This window comes from Parageobacillus sp. G301 (genome assembly GCF_030268025.1).
In the GTDB taxonomy this organism is placed as follows: domain Bacteria; phylum Bacillota; class Bacilli; order Bacillales; family Anoxybacillaceae; genus Parageobacillus_B; species Parageobacillus_B toebii.
On sequence record NZ_BSDB01000002.1, the window covers coordinates 799,504 to 813,872 of the forward strand.

Below are 14,369 nucleotides of genomic sequence, written 5' to 3' on the forward strand. Positions count from 1 at the left end.
GGGAAGAATGATGAATCGAAAGCGATGGATCGCGTTATTGATTGCTGTTGTATTATTTGTTTTTTCCGCCTTAGTAAACGTTATTACTACACTGTTAACAAGCGATGCGGAAAAATGGTCGGGAAATTGGCTTGCATTAGCGGAGAATGAGTTCAGCGAAGAGGTTCTTGAAGATGGCGATGAATTGCAAAAAATCGTTGTTCTTGAAGTAAATGGAGTCATTCAAGATGTAGAAGATACGGGGTCGCTATTTGCTGCAGCAGGATATGATCATCAATCATTTTTGCGAATGATTGAGCAAGCAAAAAATGACGATACGGTAAAAGCAATTGTATTAAGAGTAAATTCACCTGGGGGCGGCGTCGTGGAAAGCGCGGAGATTCACGACCAACTGCTGGAACTAAAAAAAGAAACGAAGAAACCAATTTACGTTTCAATGGGATCGATGGCAGCTTCGGGAGGCTACTACATTTCGACGGCAGGGGATAAAATTTTCGCAAGTCCTGAAACGATTACCGGTTCGCTGGGGGTGATTATGCAAAGTTTAAACTATGAAGGACTTGCCAAAAAGTATGGAGTAAAGCTTGTCACGATCAAAAGCGGACCGTATAAAGACATTATGAATCCGACAAGGGAAATGACGGAAGAAGAAAAGAAAATATTGCAGCAACTAATTCAAAATTCTTATGAGGGATTTGTGAAAGTGATTTCCGAAGGCAGACATCTTCCGGAAAGCGAAGTTCGAAAAATTGCAGATGGACGAATTTATGATGGAAGACAGGCAAAACAATTGCATTTGATTGACGAATTTGGTTATTTGGATGATACGATCGCCGCATTAAAAAAAGACCATCATTTGTCGGACGCGCAAGTGGTGAAATATACGAATGAATTTTCGTTTGGCTCCTTATTTCAAATAGCGTTCAATCGAAATGTAACGCCAAAGCATGAAGCAACCGAATTAATAAAATTGCTTTCTAAACCTTCTTCACCGCGCTTAATGTATTTATATGCTGAATAAAGGAAGTGGAAAAATGACCGAAGAGTATCTGCCAGTTTCTGTAGAGGCAAGAAATGAAACATATGTATCTTCTCATGTACGATATGCTGGGTTTTGGATGCGATTTTGGGCATATTTGCTCGATTTGCTTGTTGTCGCCAGTTTAAACCGTTTGCTTATTTTTCCGTTCTTTCATCTGCTGGATATTTCTGTTGATCGGACGAATATGTTTGCGCCAGCGACGATTGCTACGACCTTGACATTTTATGCATATTTTGTATTGATGACAAAATTCTTTCAACAAACGTTAGGAAAAATGGTGTTTGGATTAAAAGTGATTGATGAGTCTGGAAAGCCGTTAACATGGACGACCGTGTTATTTCGTGAAGTGATCGGGAAGTTTATTGCGAAAACGATTTTGTTTATCGGATTTCTTTTTGTCGCTTTTTCAGAAAAGAAAAAAGGGATGCACGACCAGTTTGCTGATACACTTGTCATTCATGAATAAACCTGTCATATTGGCAGGTTTATTTTTTTACGCACATGGTGACAATGGTATGTTGAAGGGGAGTGCTGATGTTGAAAATTGCGGTAAGTATAGTTGTCGCTCTTTTTCTATTGATTTTTGTTTTATCGGTGATGAAGTTGTCGATTACAATTCTTTTTCAACATGCACAAGATGATGATGAATGGAAAATTACGTTTCGAACATTATTTGGGATTATTCGATATACGATACATATACCATTAGTAAAAATAGAAACAGAGTCGCCAGGTATCGTCATTGTTCATAACAAAACGGTAAAAAATATTTCCGAAAGCAAGCCAAAACGAAGCAAGTATACGCTAGAGGATATTATCGATAGCTTTCAGAAAGCAAAGGAGTTTGCCAGACATGTCGTACGACTGAATGCAATTATAAAAAAATTCCTTCGTCATATATCCATTACGAAATTCGAATGGCAGACGAAAATCGGAACAGGAGATGCAGCGGCAACAGGGATGATCGTCGGATTAGGATGGTCGTTGAAATATAGTTTGGTTGCATTATTTAGCAAATATATGAAACTACAAACGTCACCTTGTTTAATGATTACTCCATCTTTTCATGAAGCAATTTCCGAAACGAAATTCGTATGTATGATTCATTTTCGAATCGGGCATGCTATGTTAGCAGGAATACGAGTTGTGAAATATTGGCGTGACTATCATTTGTCAGAAATAAAAACATTTGTCACCCAGCAAACAAATGAAAGCTACTAGGAGGAATATTGCATGAGCAATCATCCAATTCAAGGGCTTATGACAACAGCGATGGAAAATTTAAAACAAATGATTGATGTCAATACAATTATCGGTGATCCGGTCGAAACGCCAGACGGAAGTATCATTTTAACGGTTTCCAAATTAGGTTTTGGATTTGCGGCGGGTGGTAGTGAATTTATGATGGATGGCAATGGCAATGGCGCTAGTCAACAACAGGCTAGTGAGCATCCATTTGGCGGCGGAAGCGGCGGCGGTGTTTCCATTACGCCTATTGCCTTTTTGATCGTTAACTCTTCGGGAGTAAAACTGCTTCATCTTGACGAAAGCACTCATTTATATGAAAAGATATTGGATGTGGCACCGCAGGCGATTGAGAAAATTCAAGAGATGTTAAAGAAAAATAAAAAGGATTCGCCAACAGAAAAACACGATTTTGATATTTGATAAGTCGAAACCATTGAAATTTTTTGGTATTCCCTTTATGATGACAGTAGTACATATTTTAAGGGGGAAGACCAATGGCGCAAGTCACATTTAAAGGACAACCGGTAACATTAGTTGGTAATGAAGTGAAAGTGGGAGACAAAGCACCTGATTTTAAAGTATTGGCTAACGATTTATCGGAAGTCACGCTCGCTGATACGAAAGGCCACGTCCGCTTGATCAGTGTTGTTCCGTCGCTGGATACAGGTGTTTGTGATGCGCAAACACGCCGGTTTAATGAAGAAGCAGCAAAATTGGATAATGTGAAAGTATTGACGATTAGCGTTGATTTGCCGTTTGCGCAAAAACGCTGGTGCGGGGCGGCAGGTGTGGAAAACGTACAAGTTCTTTCTGACCATCGCGATGTTTCCTTTGGGCAAGCGTACGGCGTGCTGATTAAAGAATTGCGTTTACTGGCACGCGCGGTGTTTGTCATTGACAGCAACGATATTGTAACATATGTGGAATATGTGCCGGAAGTAACAAATCATCCGAACTACGAAGCGGCCATCGAAGCGGCAAAAGCAGCAAAATAACCGAAAAGACCTCGACTTGTTCGAGGTCTTTCCTATTTTATCGACACAGGCTTGCGATCGGCAAATGTTCGTTTATCCTTCTTGCTATTGGATTGTGCACATCGTACAATAAAATATTGGACACTTACGGAAAGGTGGAGGAACAATGGTAACTCCAGTAGAACGTTTGTTTACATTATTTGATGAAACAGCCAAAATTTTGCAAGATGAATTACAATGCACCTATTTAGAAGCGGTGGCGGAAACGGGAGAAAATGTGTTTCACGGCGATGTTCTTCAAGAAGAAGTGAGCGAAGTCAACGCGAAACGTCTCAAAAAACAATATGCCGACATTCAACTCGAACGGTTTACGAATGAAGAAATAAGAAAAGCGTTTCAGCTTGCGGTGTTAAAAGGAATGAAGGAATATACACAACCGCATCATCAAATGACCCCGGATGCGGTTAGTTTATTTATAAGCTATTTAGTCAATCAATTTACTCGCAAACATCTGGCGCTTACCATTCTTGATCCTGCCGTCGGTACCGCGAATTTGCTGACAACGGTGCTTAACCATCTTAAAGGGAAGCAAACGAAAAGTTACGGTGTGGATGTGGACGATGTATTAATCAAGCTGGCATATGTGAACGCGAATTTGCAAAAACACGCGATTCAGCTTTTTAATCAAGATGGGCTGCAGCCGCTATTTGTAGAGCTTGCCGATGTAGTCGTGTGCGATTTGCCTGTCGGTTATTATCCGCATAAAGAAAATGCTTCTCGCTTTGTATTAAAGGCGGAAGAAGGACATTCATACGCCCACCATTTGTTCATTGAGCAAAGCTTGTATTATACAAAGGAAGGCGGCTACTTGTTTTTCTTAATTCCAAATACATTATTTTCAAGTGACCAGGCGGCAAAATTGCATGAATTTATTAAAGAACATGCGGTTATTCAAGGATTGTTGCAACTACCGCTATCAATGTTCAAAACAGAAAAGGCAGCAAAAAGCATTTTTATTTTGCAAAAGAAAGGGGAAAACGTAAAAGCACCGAAAAAAGCGCTATTAGTGGAACTTCCTCGTTTTTCGAACAAACAGGCGATGCAGGCGATGATGAGAAAAATCGATGAATGGGTTACAGAAGAAAAAGGAAAGTAAAACAGTTCCCGATTGTCTCGGGGACTGTTTTTATTTTCGGAATATAGTAATTATTCTTATTTTCGGAAGATAAAAACATAAGCTTGTCACCGAATTATCACAAATAATTTGCTTGAAAGGGAGGATCAACAATCATACAATGAAAAAGTATAGTGAAATAATTAAAAATCGAACAAAATAACGATAGCGATAAATTAAAGGAGTTGTTTGAAATATGTCCAAAATTTTAGCGATTAACGCGGGTAGTTCATCCTTAAAGTTTCAATTATTTGAGATGCCGAGCGAAACGGTGCTAACGAAAGGAATCGTGGAACGAATCGGTTTTGACGATGCGATTTTTACAATTACGGTCAACGATGAAAAAATCCAAGAAGTGACAGCGATTCCAAACCATTCGGTAGCTGTGAAAATGTTGCTTGACAAGCTAATCAGCCACGGTATTATTCGTTCGTTTGAAGAAATTGACGGAATCGGTCATCGCGTTGTGCATGGCGGGGAGAAATTCAGTGATTCCGTGCTGATTACTGATGAAGTATTAAAGCAAATTGAAGAAGTATCTGAGCTTGCTCCGCTTCATAATCCGGCAAACATCATCGGTATTAAAGCATTTCAAGAAGTATTGCCAAATGTGCCTGCCGTGGCGGTGTTTGATACGGCTTTTCATCAAACGATGCCGGAGCAGTCGTTTTTATACAGCCTTCCATATGAGTACTATACGAAATTTGGCATTCGCAAATACGGGTTCCATGGTACGTCTCATAAGTATGTAACACAACGTGCTGCCGAATTGCTTGGCCGCCCGATTGAACAGCTTCGCCTCATTTCTTGCCATCTTGGAAATGGTGCCAGCATCGCGGCAGTAGAAGGAGGAAAATCGATCGATACGTCCATGGGCTTTACGCCGCTCGCTGGTGTGGCAATGGGAACGCGTTCAGGGAACATTGACCCAGCCCTTATCCCTTACATTATGCAAAAAACGGGAATGACTGCGGATGAAGTGCTTGAAGTATTAAATAAGAAAAGCGGAATGCTTGGAATTTCCGGTCTTTCTAGCGATTTGCGCGACCTTGAAAAAGCTGCGGCAGAAGGAAATAAACGTGCTGAGCTAGCGCTTGAAGTATTTGCTAATCGCATTCATAAATATATCGGTTCTTATGCGGCGCGCATGTGCGGTGTAGATGCGATCATTTTCACGGCTGGAATTGGCGAAAACAGTGAAGTAATCCGTGCGAAAGTCTTGCGCGGCCTTGAATTTATGGGAGTATACTGGGATCCTGCATTAAATAAAGTGCGCGGCAAAGAGGCGTTCATTAGCTATCCACACTCCCCGGTAAAAGTGTTAGTCATCCCGACGAACGAAGAAGTCATGATTGCGCGGGATGTTGTCAGATTGGCGAATATTGGTTAATATGGAATAAAAGCAGCCTTTTATGAAAGAAGGCTGCTTTTTTATAAAAAATTTTAATCAAATAGGTGATCGATATGAGCGTTACGGAACATAAAAAAGAAGCACCGCACATCGTCCGCTGTAAAGTCATTACGATTAGTGACACAAGGACAAAAGACACGGATAAGAGCGGAAAATTAATGATGGATTTATTAAAAGAAGCTGGTCATGAAGTTGTCAGTTATGAAATCGTAAAAGATGAAAAAGAAGCGATTCGCGAGGCGATTTTGCGCGGATGCGAACAGACAAATATCGATGTGGTGCTAACAAACGGCGGCACCGGCATCGCTAAGCGGGATGTGACCATTGAAACAGTAAAAGAAATCATCGAAAAAGAAATCGTTGGCTTTGGAGAGTTGTTTCGCATGTTAAGCTACACGGAAGATATCGGTTCAGCGGCGATATTATCGCGGGCGATTGCCGGTGTAGCAAACGATACAGCAATTTTTTCCACCCCAGGGTCGTCGGGAGCGGTACGCCTTGCGATGACAAAATTGATTTTGCCGGAGCTTGGCCATGTGGTGCGGGAAATAAGAAAAGATTTACGATGAAAGCAAAAAGTGTCCGTTTAAGGAATCGGACACTTTTTTGCCTGATTAGGTGTTTTTTTGTTTTTCAACTTCTTGATTGCGAAGGATAAATCGCTGAATTTTGCCGCTAGGCGTCTTAGGCAGTTCCGTTACGAATTCCACTTCGCGAGGGTATTCGTGTTTTGATAAACGATTTTTCACGAATAATGATAATTCTTGCGCTAGTTCGTCTGATGGAGTAAATCCATCCGCCAATACGACGAAGGCTTTGACGATTTCCCCTTTTAGCGGGTCTGGTTTTCCAACAGCCGCTGCTTCCACTACCGCTGGATGTTCGATGAGACAGCTCTCTATTTCAAAAGGCCCGATGCGATATCCGGCACTAGAGATGATGTCATCGGCCCTGCCTTGGAACCAAAAGTATCCGTCAGCGTCTTTCGTTGCCAAGTCTCCAGTGAGGAACCAGCTTCCTACTAATCTCTCAGCCGTTTTTTCAGGATCTTTCCAATAACCTTTGAACACGTTTGGAATGGAATTCGTGTTAAAAGCAATTTGTCCAACATTTCCGTCCTCTACCGGAACGCCTTCTTCGCTGAGCAGCGCGACTTCAAATCCCGGCAGCACCCATCCCATCGAACCAGGGCGTATCTCCATGTCAACCGCGTTGAAATTGCCGATCAGCATTAACGTTTCCGATAGCCCATATTGGTCGTGGACAGTAACCCCTAAATGTTTTTGGAAAAAGCGGATCACTTCCGGATTAAGCGGTTCTCCCGCGGAACTCATTGCCCGCACGCGGATATTGTATTTATTGATTAATTCTGCTCCTGCTGCGACCATCGCGCGATAAGCGGTCGGTGCGTAAGCGAAATTCGTTACGTTATATTTTTCCATAAGAGAATAGTACGTTTCTGGTTTAAACGGTCCTTCGTAAAAGACGATTGGCACGCCAAAGCACATTGGCGCAAATGTGCAAAAGATCAGCCCGTAAGCCCATCCCGGATCGGCTCCTCCTAAAAATACATCATCATCCCGTAAATCGACGGCGTATCGCATATAAGGATATATGTTAATGAGCAAGTTGTGCGACCACATGGCTCCTTTAGGCATTCCCGTCGATCCGGATGTGTATTGGATAGCTAGTAAATCATCCACAGTTGTTTCTTCGGTCTGATGATCGACAGACTCTTTTGAAAGCGTTTCCCAAAATGATAAATCGTTATGGTTATTTGTTTCATCAATGACAAAAATATGCTCTAATGTTGGCATTTTTTCTCTTGGAGGTAATTTTGAACGTTGTTCTTTATTCGTCAAAATCACTTTTGCTTCAGAATGATTAATCCGATATTCAATCGCCTGTGGACCAAACGCTGTAAATAATGGAACATAAACCGCGCCAACTTTCCAAGCAGCTAAAATATAAACGACCAGAGCAGGATTTTTAGGCAGAAGAGCGCAAACTCTATCTCCTCTTTTTACTCCAAGTTTGTGAAATACATTCGCCATTTGGTTCGACCAATCCCGCAATTCTCGATAGGTGATGGCTCGCTTTTCGCCTAAATGGTTTTCGTAAAACAGAGCAATGCGAGTTGGATCTTCTGCATAGCGGTCACATACTTCATGAGCGACATTGAAACGTTCACGTGGATTCCAGTCGTAATGTTGAAACACGGTCTCCCAAGAAAAAGAAGTGGTTAATGAAGAATGGGACGTTTTATTTGGCATTTATACCCCTCCACTGTTGTAAAAGGTAGAATCAATATCAATAATAATTGCAAAAGAAAAAATATTCAATATATTATTGAAAAACAAAAATAGTATATTGTATCCAGAGGCAAAAAAAGAAGGAGCATTTTTCCGACATCTTTTCGCTCCTTCATTGTTTTTATTGATGAGCGCGCATCGATACCGTTTGATTCATCCGATACCAAATCCATAAATCGTTGATGATCGAGGCGAGTTCGGCTATTTCCGAATTTAACCGGCATGAGCGCTCAAAATCGTTTTCATCACTCAACTGATCTTGTTTTTCGTTAATAATTTTTTCTAATTCGGCAATACGGTCGGGAATGGTTCCACGAATATTTTCCCATCGCAGCAAAATTGCGTGTTGTTCGTCTTCGCTATAATCCTCCCAGTCTTTTTCAAGTTTCGGCAATGGAATGCCAAGACGTTGATCATAAATGAAATATTGCTCCATGCTTCTCCCTCGCTTTCCCTTATTTTCTATTTTATAAAAAAGAACAGAAAGAACCAACTTTCAGTATTTTTATACTTTTTCATGAATAACTATTGAAAAACCTTATAAAAACTGATAAAGTGATAATATACTTCGTGAATATTTATTTATGTACAAGTATATTTATGTGAAAGGGAAGGGGAATACAATATGACGAATCCGAAACTTGTGCTGGCGTATTCCGGTGGTTTAGATACATCTGTTGCGATTAAATGGTTGCAAGAGCGAGGTTATGATGTCATCGCTTGCTGTTTAGACCTTGGAGAAGGAAAAGATCTTGATTTCGTGAAAGAAAAAGCGTTAAAAGTCGGAGCGATTAAGTCATATGTTATTGATGTCAAGGAAGAATTTGCTGATGAATATGCGCTTATTGCATTGCAGGCACATGCGCTTTATGAAGGAAAATATCCGCTTGTCTCCGCCTTATCGCGCCCGCTTATTGCGAAAAAATTAGTGGAAATTGCGGAATTGGAAGGGGCGGTTGCTGTTGCGCACGGATGTACAGGAAAAGGAAACGACCAAGTTCGCTTTGAAGTATCCATTAAAGCGCTAAATCCAAATTTGGAAGTGATCGCGCCGGTTCGCGAATGGAGCTGGTCGCGTGAAGAGGAAATCGAGTATGCGAAAAAACATGGCATTCCGATTCCAGTCGATCTAGACAGTCCGTTTTCGATTGACCAAAACTTATGGGGCAGAAGCAACGAGTGCGGTATTTTAGAAGACCCTTGGGCGGCTCCGCCGGAAGAAGCATACGAATTAACGGCAGCGTTGGAGAATACACCGGATGTGCCGGAAATCATTGAAATCGGTTTTGAACAAGGCGTGCCGAAGACATTAAACGGCAAGCCGTATTCGCTCGCTTCGCTAATTTTAGAGTTAAACGCCATTGCCGGAAAACATGGGGTTGGACGCATCGACCATGTCGAAAACCGCCTAGTCGGCATTAAATCGCGCGAAGTGTATGAATGTCCTGGAGCGATGACGTTAATTAAGGCGCATAAAGAATTAGAAGACTTAACACTTGTAAAGGAAGTAGCGCATTTTAAACCGATTATCGAGCAAAAATTAGCGGAAGTCATTTACAACGGTTTGTGGTTCTCACCAATTAAAGACGCGCTTGTCGCTTTCTTAAAAGAAACGCAAAAGAACGTAACCGGCGTGGTGCGTGTGAAGCTGTTTAAAGGGCATGCGATTATCGAAGGGCGCAAATCAGAGTTCTCCTTATACGACGAAAAGCTTGCGACATATACGGCGGATGACCAATTTGATCATCAAGCGGCCGTTGGCTTTATTTCCTTGTATGGATTGCCAACGAAAGTATACAGCATCGTCAACAATCAAAAGAAGGTGAACGTGTGAAAAAGCTTTGGGGAGGACGTTTTAAGAAAACAGCGGAAGAGTGGGTCGACGAGTTTGGCGCGTCGATCCCATTCGACCAAGAGTTAGTCGAAGAAGACATAGAGGGCAGCATTGCTCATGTAACGATGCTTGGCAAATGCGGAATTTTGTCAAGTGAGGATGTGGAGAAAATCAAGGCCGGACTGTTTACACTGTTAGAAAAAGCGAAACAAGGCAAGCTCGAATTTTCTGTTGCCTACGAGGATATTCATTTAAATATTGAAAAAATGCTTATTGATGAAATTGGCCCTGTCGGTGGGAAACTGCACACAGGAAGAAGCCGCAACGACCAAGTGGCAACCGATATGCATTTATATTTGCGCAAACGCGTAACGGAAATCATCGCGCTTATTCAAGAATTGCAAAAGGTGCTTGTCGAAAAAGCGGAGGAGCACGTGGAAACAATTGTACCGGGATATACACATTTGCAGCGGGCGCAGCCGATTTCGTTCGCCCATCATTTGCTTGCGTATTTTTGGATGCTTGAACGCGACCGCGAGCGATTCCGTGAATCATTAAAGCGCATTAATAAATCACCGCTCGGGGCAGGAGCGCTTGCTGGAACAACATTTCCAATTGACCGTCATTTGACCGCGGAGCTTCTTGGCTTTGACGGCATCTACGAAAACAGTATCGATGCGGTGAGCGACCGTGATTTTATCATTGAATTTTTAAGCAACAGCTCCATGCTGATGATGCATTTATCACGTTTTTGCGAGGAGCTTATTCTTTGGTCAAGCCAAGAGTTTCAATTTATTGAAATTGACGATGCGTTCGCCACAGGAAGCAGCATTATGCCGCAAAAGAAAAATCCGGACATGGCAGAATTAATTCGCGGAAAAACGGGACGGGTATACGGAAATTTATTAGCGCTTTTGACAGTGATGAAAGGAACGCCGCTTGCGTACAACAAAGATATGCAAGAAGACAAAGAAGGCATGTTCGATACGGTGAAAACGGTCACTGGATCGCTGAAAATCTTCGCTGGTATGATTAAAACGATGAAAGTAAACGTCGATGTTATGGAAAAAGCGACAAAACAAGATTTTTCGAATGCAACGGAGCTTGCCGACTACTTAGCCAACAAAGGGGTACCATTCCGCGAGGCGCATGAGATTGTTGGCAAACTCGTGCTAATTTGTATTGAAAAAGGCGTATTTTTAGCCGATTTGCCGCTGGATGTCTATAAGGAAGCGTCACCGTTGTTTGAAGAAGATATATATGAAGCGCTTAAGCCATACACCGCTGTTAACCGCCGCAATAGCGCGGGCGGAACAGGTTTTTCCGAAGTAAGAAAAGCGTTGGAAAAAGCCAAAAAAATAGTGAACACTCCGTAGCGGATGCTGCGGAGTGTTTTTCTTTATTCTTTTTCGGTTCGCACGACAAGCACATCGCACTTCGCATAGCGGGTGATATGTTCGGAAACGCTTCCAATTAACAGGCGTTCGACTGCGTTTAATCCTGTTGCTCCACAGATGATCAAATCAGCTTTATATTTTTGCGCTACATCTTTAGCGATTTTTACTTTTGGGGAGCCAAATTCAATGTCGATGACCACATCGTTTAATCCAGCGTCCAACGCTTGTTGTTGGTAACCGTTTAAAAGCTCTTTTGCGTATTCTTCAGACCGTTTAACGGCGGTGCTGTCATACAATTCAAATGGGGCGGCAAAGCTCCGTAAATCAATGACGTGAGAAAGAATGAGTTTCGCATTATTACGTTTAGCAATTTGTATCGCTTTTTTGAATGCCCATTCCGCTTCTTTGGAACCATCAATGGCAACAACAATCGTCTTATACGTCATTGGCATTGTTCTCCACTCCCTTTGGATAAAAGTGCTATCTCTATTATTAGTATACCTGCATACAAGCAATGAGAAACTACCATATGTATGATATTTCTATGAACGAGGAGGGATATAATTATGGAAAAAAACTATAGAAAAGATTTCGATTATGATGAAGATGCAGTAAAAATGGTTAGCGAGCAAATTATGGATGCATATCATAGCGGGGTTGTTGATCGTGATGAACTTCACTATAATCCAAAGCGTGAAGTTGGTGAATAATTTCCACTACATCATGGTGTTTATGCGCCATGATGATTTTTTTTAAGCGAGATGGATGCGTTTAGACATATCTTTATAGTAAAGTAAAGACAGGAAGTTGTTAAGGTGAGGAGGAGTAGATGTGCGACATGCCCTCATCACAGCCGGAGCGAAAGGGCTGGGGAGAAAAGTAACGGAACTGTTGTTAGAAAAAGGATATTCGGTAACCGTCAATTATCGGAGTGATGAAACAGCGGTACAATCACTGCAAGAAAAGTATGCTCATCTAAAAGAGCGGCTTCAATTTGTTCGCGGTGACGTCACAAAAAAAGAGGATTTATCTGCGCTTGTGGACGCGGCGTTAGATCGGTTTGGGCGGATTGATTTTTTAATTAATAACGCAGGGCCGTATATTTTTGAGCGAAAAAAATTAGCTGATTATACAGAAGATGAGTGGTACGAAATGATTGAAGGAAATTTAAGTGCGGTATTTCATTTATTGAAAAAAACGATTCCAGTGATGAGAAAACAACGATTTGGCCGCATTATTACATATGGTTTTCAAGGTGCGGCAGGAGCGCCGGGATGGCCGAACCGATCCGCGTTCAGTGCCGCAAAAGTCGGGTTAGTGTCATTAACGAAAACAATCGCGCTAGAAGAAGCGGAATATGGCATTACAGCTAATATGGTTTGCCCAGGCAATATTGTTGGAGAGATGAAAGAAGCGACGATCGCCTATTCGCGTACAATAAAAGACAATGAGACACCAATTGGGCGCTCGGGAACAGGGGAAGATATCGCTCGTGTTGTTGCTTTCTTATGCGAAGAAGATTCAGACATGATTACAGGAGCGATCATCGATGTGACAGGAGGAGTAAATGTTATTCATCGATACTGGACATAAGCGCATTTTTCCAAAAATCACCTTGCTCGATGCAGTGGGGTGATTTTTCTGTTTTTCTATGTTCCATTGGATGTGAAAAAAAACATTTGATAGATAAAAGTGATCGTTTATTTAAGTGAAAATAGGAGAAAGATAAGTAATGATGATCTCACCTTTTATTAACAAAATAATATGTTATAGTAAGCAAATGAGCTAGGAGGAATTCGTTGCAATGAAAATCGGTGTTCCAAAAGAGATAAAAAATAACGAAAACAGAGTAGCGATCACACCGGCCGGAGTAATGACATTAGTGAAAGCAGGACATGAGGTATATATAGAAAAAGGAGCGGGGCTTGGTTCAGGATTTTTCGACGAAGAATATGAAAAAGCAGGAGCAACGATTGTTTCATCCGCGCAAGAAGCGTGGTCGGCCGAAATGGTTATGAAAGTGAAAGAGCCGCTTCCACAAGAGTATTCTTACTTTCGCGAAGGTCTTATTTTATTTACGTATTTACATTTAGCGGCGGAAGAAGCGCTAACGAAAGAATTAATCGAAAAAAAAGTAGTCGGAATTGCTTACGAAACGGTGCAGTTGCCAAATGGCTCGCTTCCATTATTAACTCCAATGAGTGAAGTGGCGGGGCGAATGTCCGTACAAGTAGGAGCGCAGTTTTTAGAAAAACCGCATGGCGGGAAAGGAATTTTATTAGGAAGTGTACCAGGAGTGCGCCGCGGAAAAGTAACGATTATCGGCGGCGGGGTTGCTGGAACCAATGCGGCGAAGATGGCAGTTGGTCTTGGAGCGGAAGTGACGATTTTAGATATTAATCCAGATCGGCTCCGCGAGCTCGACGATTTATTTGGGGATCGTGTGACGACGTTAATGTCAAATTCGTATAATATTGCCGAATCGGTGCAACAGTCTGATTTAGTGATTGGTGCGGTGTTAATTCCGGGAGCGAAAGCGCCAAAACTCGTCACAGAAGAAATGATTCGTTCGATGTCACCAGGTTCTGTTCTTGTGGATATTGCTATTGATCAAGGAGGAATTTTTGAAACGACCGATCGCGTTACAACCCATGATGATCCAATCTATGTGAAACATGGAGTTGTTCATTACGCAGTAGCGAATATGCCTGGCGCGGTGCCAAGAACGTCAACATTTGCGCTGACAAACGTTACCGTACCTTACGCGCTGCAAATCGCTAATAAAGGATATCGAGAAGCTTGTTTGCAAAACGAAGCGTTGTTGAAAGGAATTAATACGTTGAACGGTTATATTACGTATGAGGCGGTAGCGCAGGCACATGGATTGCCTTATAAAGATGCGAAAACATTGCTACAACAATTATAATCTTGTTTTCGGCAAAAAGAGCGGCCTTTTCGGCAACATCCCGAAAGACCG

16 protein-coding genes are annotated in these 14,369 nt (G+C 41.9%); 13 read left to right on the forward strand and 3 right to left on the reverse strand.

Annotated features, from left to right (window positions below; genetic code table 11):
* The first annotated feature begins 10 nt into the window (after nt 1–10).
* The 8 genes from sppA to QSJ37_RS12820 all read left to right on the forward strand — a co-directional run bounded on the left by sppA (nt 11) and on the right by QSJ37_RS12820 (nt 6,418).
* Nucleotides 11–1,021 carry a signal peptide peptidase SppA gene (sppA, locus tag QSJ37_RS12785; RefSeq protein ID WP_285756123.1) on the forward strand — a complete coding sequence of 337 codons (1,011 nt, stop codon included), beginning with the start codon at nt 11–13 and terminating at the stop codon, nt 1,019–1,021.
* A 13-nt stretch (nt 1,022–1,034) separates the two neighbouring features.
* Nucleotides 1,035–1,508, forward strand: a complete 474-nt coding sequence (locus QSJ37_RS12790; RefSeq protein WP_285755484.1) for an RDD family protein — start codon at nt 1,035–1,037, stop codon at nt 1,506–1,508.
* A gap of 68 nt (nt 1,509–1,576) precedes the next feature.
* Nucleotides 1,577–2,263, forward strand: a complete 687-nt coding sequence (locus QSJ37_RS12795) for a DUF2953 domain-containing protein (protein ID WP_285755485.1) — start codon at nt 1,577–1,579, stop codon at nt 2,261–2,263.
* A gap of 12 nt (nt 2,264–2,275) precedes the next feature.
* On the forward strand, nt 2,276–2,710 hold the full coding sequence (ytfJ, locus tag QSJ37_RS12800) for a GerW family sporulation protein (protein ID WP_285755486.1): 435 nt from the start codon (nt 2,276–2,278) through the stop codon (nt 2,708–2,710).
* A gap of 74 nt (nt 2,711–2,784) precedes the next feature.
* A complete protein-coding gene (tpx, locus tag QSJ37_RS12805; protein WP_015864807.1) occupies nt 2,785–3,285 on the forward strand; it encodes a thiol peroxidase in 501 nt (166 codons plus the stop codon).
* 145 nt (nt 3,286–3,430) lie between these two features.
* Nucleotides 3,431–4,420, forward strand: a complete 990-nt coding sequence (locus QSJ37_RS12810; protein WP_285755487.1) for a class I SAM-dependent methyltransferase — start codon at nt 3,431–3,433, stop codon at nt 4,418–4,420.
* Between the two features lie 214 nt (nt 4,421–4,634).
* The gene (locus QSJ37_RS12815; protein ID WP_285755488.1) at nt 4,635–5,828 is read left to right on the forward strand and encodes an acetate kinase; all 1,194 of its coding nucleotides are present in this window, start codon (nt 4,635–4,637) and stop codon (nt 5,826–5,828) included.
* 74 nt (nt 5,829–5,902) lie between these two features.
* Nucleotides 5,903–6,418: a MogA/MoaB family molybdenum cofactor biosynthesis protein gene (locus QSJ37_RS12820; protein WP_285755489.1), complete on the forward strand. Its 516-nt coding sequence runs from the start codon at nt 5,903–5,905 to the stop codon at nt 6,416–6,418.
* 45 nt (nt 6,419–6,463) lie between these two features.
* Here the strand turns inward: QSJ37_RS12820 and QSJ37_RS12825 are convergent, their stop codons facing one another.
* Together QSJ37_RS12825 and QSJ37_RS12830 are read right to left on the reverse strand one after the other, a co-directional pair.
* Nucleotides 6,464–8,122, reverse strand: a complete 1,659-nt coding sequence (locus tag QSJ37_RS12825) for an acetate--CoA ligase (RefSeq protein ID WP_285755490.1) — start codon at nt 8,120–8,122, stop codon at nt 6,464–6,466.
* A gap of 160 nt (nt 8,123–8,282) precedes the next feature.
* Complete coding sequence (locus QSJ37_RS12830; RefSeq protein ID WP_015864803.1) at nt 8,283–8,597, reverse strand: hypothetical protein; 315 nt, start codon at nt 8,595–8,597, stop codon at nt 8,283–8,285.
* 189 nt (nt 8,598–8,786) lie between these two features.
* On the opposite strand from QSJ37_RS12830, the gene QSJ37_RS12835 reads away from it, so the two are divergent.
* Together QSJ37_RS12835 and argH are read left to right on the forward strand one after the other, a co-directional pair.
* The gene (locus tag QSJ37_RS12835) at nt 8,787–9,995 is read left to right on the forward strand and encodes an argininosuccinate synthase (RefSeq protein ID WP_015864802.1); all 1,209 of its coding nucleotides are present in this window, start codon (nt 8,787–8,789) and stop codon (nt 9,993–9,995) included.
* Nucleotides 9,992–11,371 carry an argininosuccinate lyase gene (gene argH, locus QSJ37_RS12840; protein ID WP_285755492.1) on the forward strand — a complete coding sequence of 460 codons (1,380 nt, stop codon included), beginning with the start codon at nt 9,992–9,994 and terminating at the stop codon, nt 11,369–11,371. Before QSJ37_RS12835 ends, argH begins: the two co-directional genes overlap by 4 nt.
* A 23-nt stretch (nt 11,372–11,394) precedes the next feature.
* Here the strand turns inward: argH and QSJ37_RS12845 are convergent, their stop codons facing one another.
* Nucleotides 11,395–11,844, reverse strand: coding sequence for a universal stress protein (locus tag QSJ37_RS12845; protein ID WP_285755493.1), 450 nt, complete (start codon nt 11,842–11,844; stop codon nt 11,395–11,397).
* Between the two features lie 114 nt (nt 11,845–11,958).
* On the opposite strand from QSJ37_RS12845, the gene QSJ37_RS12850 reads away from it, so the two are divergent.
* From QSJ37_RS12850 to ald, 3 genes are all read left to right on the forward strand, one after another.
* The gene (locus QSJ37_RS12850; protein WP_015864799.1) at nt 11,959–12,102 is read left to right on the forward strand and encodes a hypothetical protein; all 144 of its coding nucleotides are present in this window, start codon (nt 11,959–11,961) and stop codon (nt 12,100–12,102) included.
* Nucleotides 12,103–12,223: 121 nt separating this feature from the next.
* Complete coding sequence (locus tag QSJ37_RS12855; protein ID WP_015864798.1) at nt 12,224–12,985, forward strand: SDR family oxidoreductase; 762 nt, start codon at nt 12,224–12,226, stop codon at nt 12,983–12,985.
* Between the two features lie 211 nt (nt 12,986–13,196).
* Nucleotides 13,197–14,318, forward strand: a complete 1,122-nt coding sequence (gene ald / locus QSJ37_RS12860; RefSeq protein WP_015864797.1) for an alanine dehydrogenase — start codon at nt 13,197–13,199, stop codon at nt 14,316–14,318.
* The last annotated feature ends 51 nt before the right edge of the window (nt 14,319–14,369 follow it).

Coding starts and splice junctions, on each gene's coding strand:
- sppA (WP_285756123.1), top strand. CDS start 11: ATGAATCGAAAGCGATGGATCGCGTTATTGATTGCTGTTGTATTATTT.
- QSJ37_RS12790 (WP_285755484.1), top strand. CDS start 1,035: ATGACCGAAGAGTATCTGCCAGTTTCTGTAGAGGCAAGAAATGAAACA.
- QSJ37_RS12795 (WP_285755485.1), top strand. CDS start 1,577: ATGTTGAAAATTGCGGTAAGTATAGTTGTCGCTCTTTTTCTATTGATT.
- ytfJ (WP_285755486.1), top strand. CDS start 2,276: ATGAGCAATCATCCAATTCAAGGGCTTATGACAACAGCGATGGAAAAT.
- tpx (WP_015864807.1), top strand. CDS start 2,785: ATGGCGCAAGTCACATTTAAAGGACAACCGGTAACATTAGTTGGTAAT.
- QSJ37_RS12810 (WP_285755487.1), top strand. CDS start 3,431: ATGGTAACTCCAGTAGAACGTTTGTTTACATTATTTGATGAAACAGCC.
- QSJ37_RS12815 (WP_285755488.1), top strand. CDS start 4,635: ATGTCCAAAATTTTAGCGATTAACGCGGGTAGTTCATCCTTAAAGTTT.
- QSJ37_RS12820 (WP_285755489.1), top strand. CDS start 5,903: ATGAGCGTTACGGAACATAAAAAAGAAGCACCGCACATCGTCCGCTGT.
- QSJ37_RS12825 (WP_285755490.1), bottom strand. CDS start 8,122: ATGCCAAATAAAACGTCCCATTCTTCATTAACCACTTCTTTTTCTTGG.
- QSJ37_RS12830 (WP_015864803.1), bottom strand. CDS start 8,597: ATGGAGCAATATTTCATTTATGATCAACGTCTTGGCATTCCATTGCCG.
- QSJ37_RS12835 (WP_015864802.1), top strand. CDS start 8,787: ATGACGAATCCGAAACTTGTGCTGGCGTATTCCGGTGGTTTAGATACA.
- QSJ37_RS12845 (WP_285755493.1), bottom strand. CDS start 11,844: ATGCCAATGACGTATAAGACGATTGTTGTTGCCATTGATGGTTCCAAA.
- QSJ37_RS12850 (WP_015864799.1), top strand. CDS start 11,959: ATGGAAAAAAACTATAGAAAAGATTTCGATTATGATGAAGATGCAGTA.
- ald (WP_015864797.1), top strand. CDS start 13,197: ATGAAAATCGGTGTTCCAAAAGAGATAAAAAATAACGAAAACAGAGTA.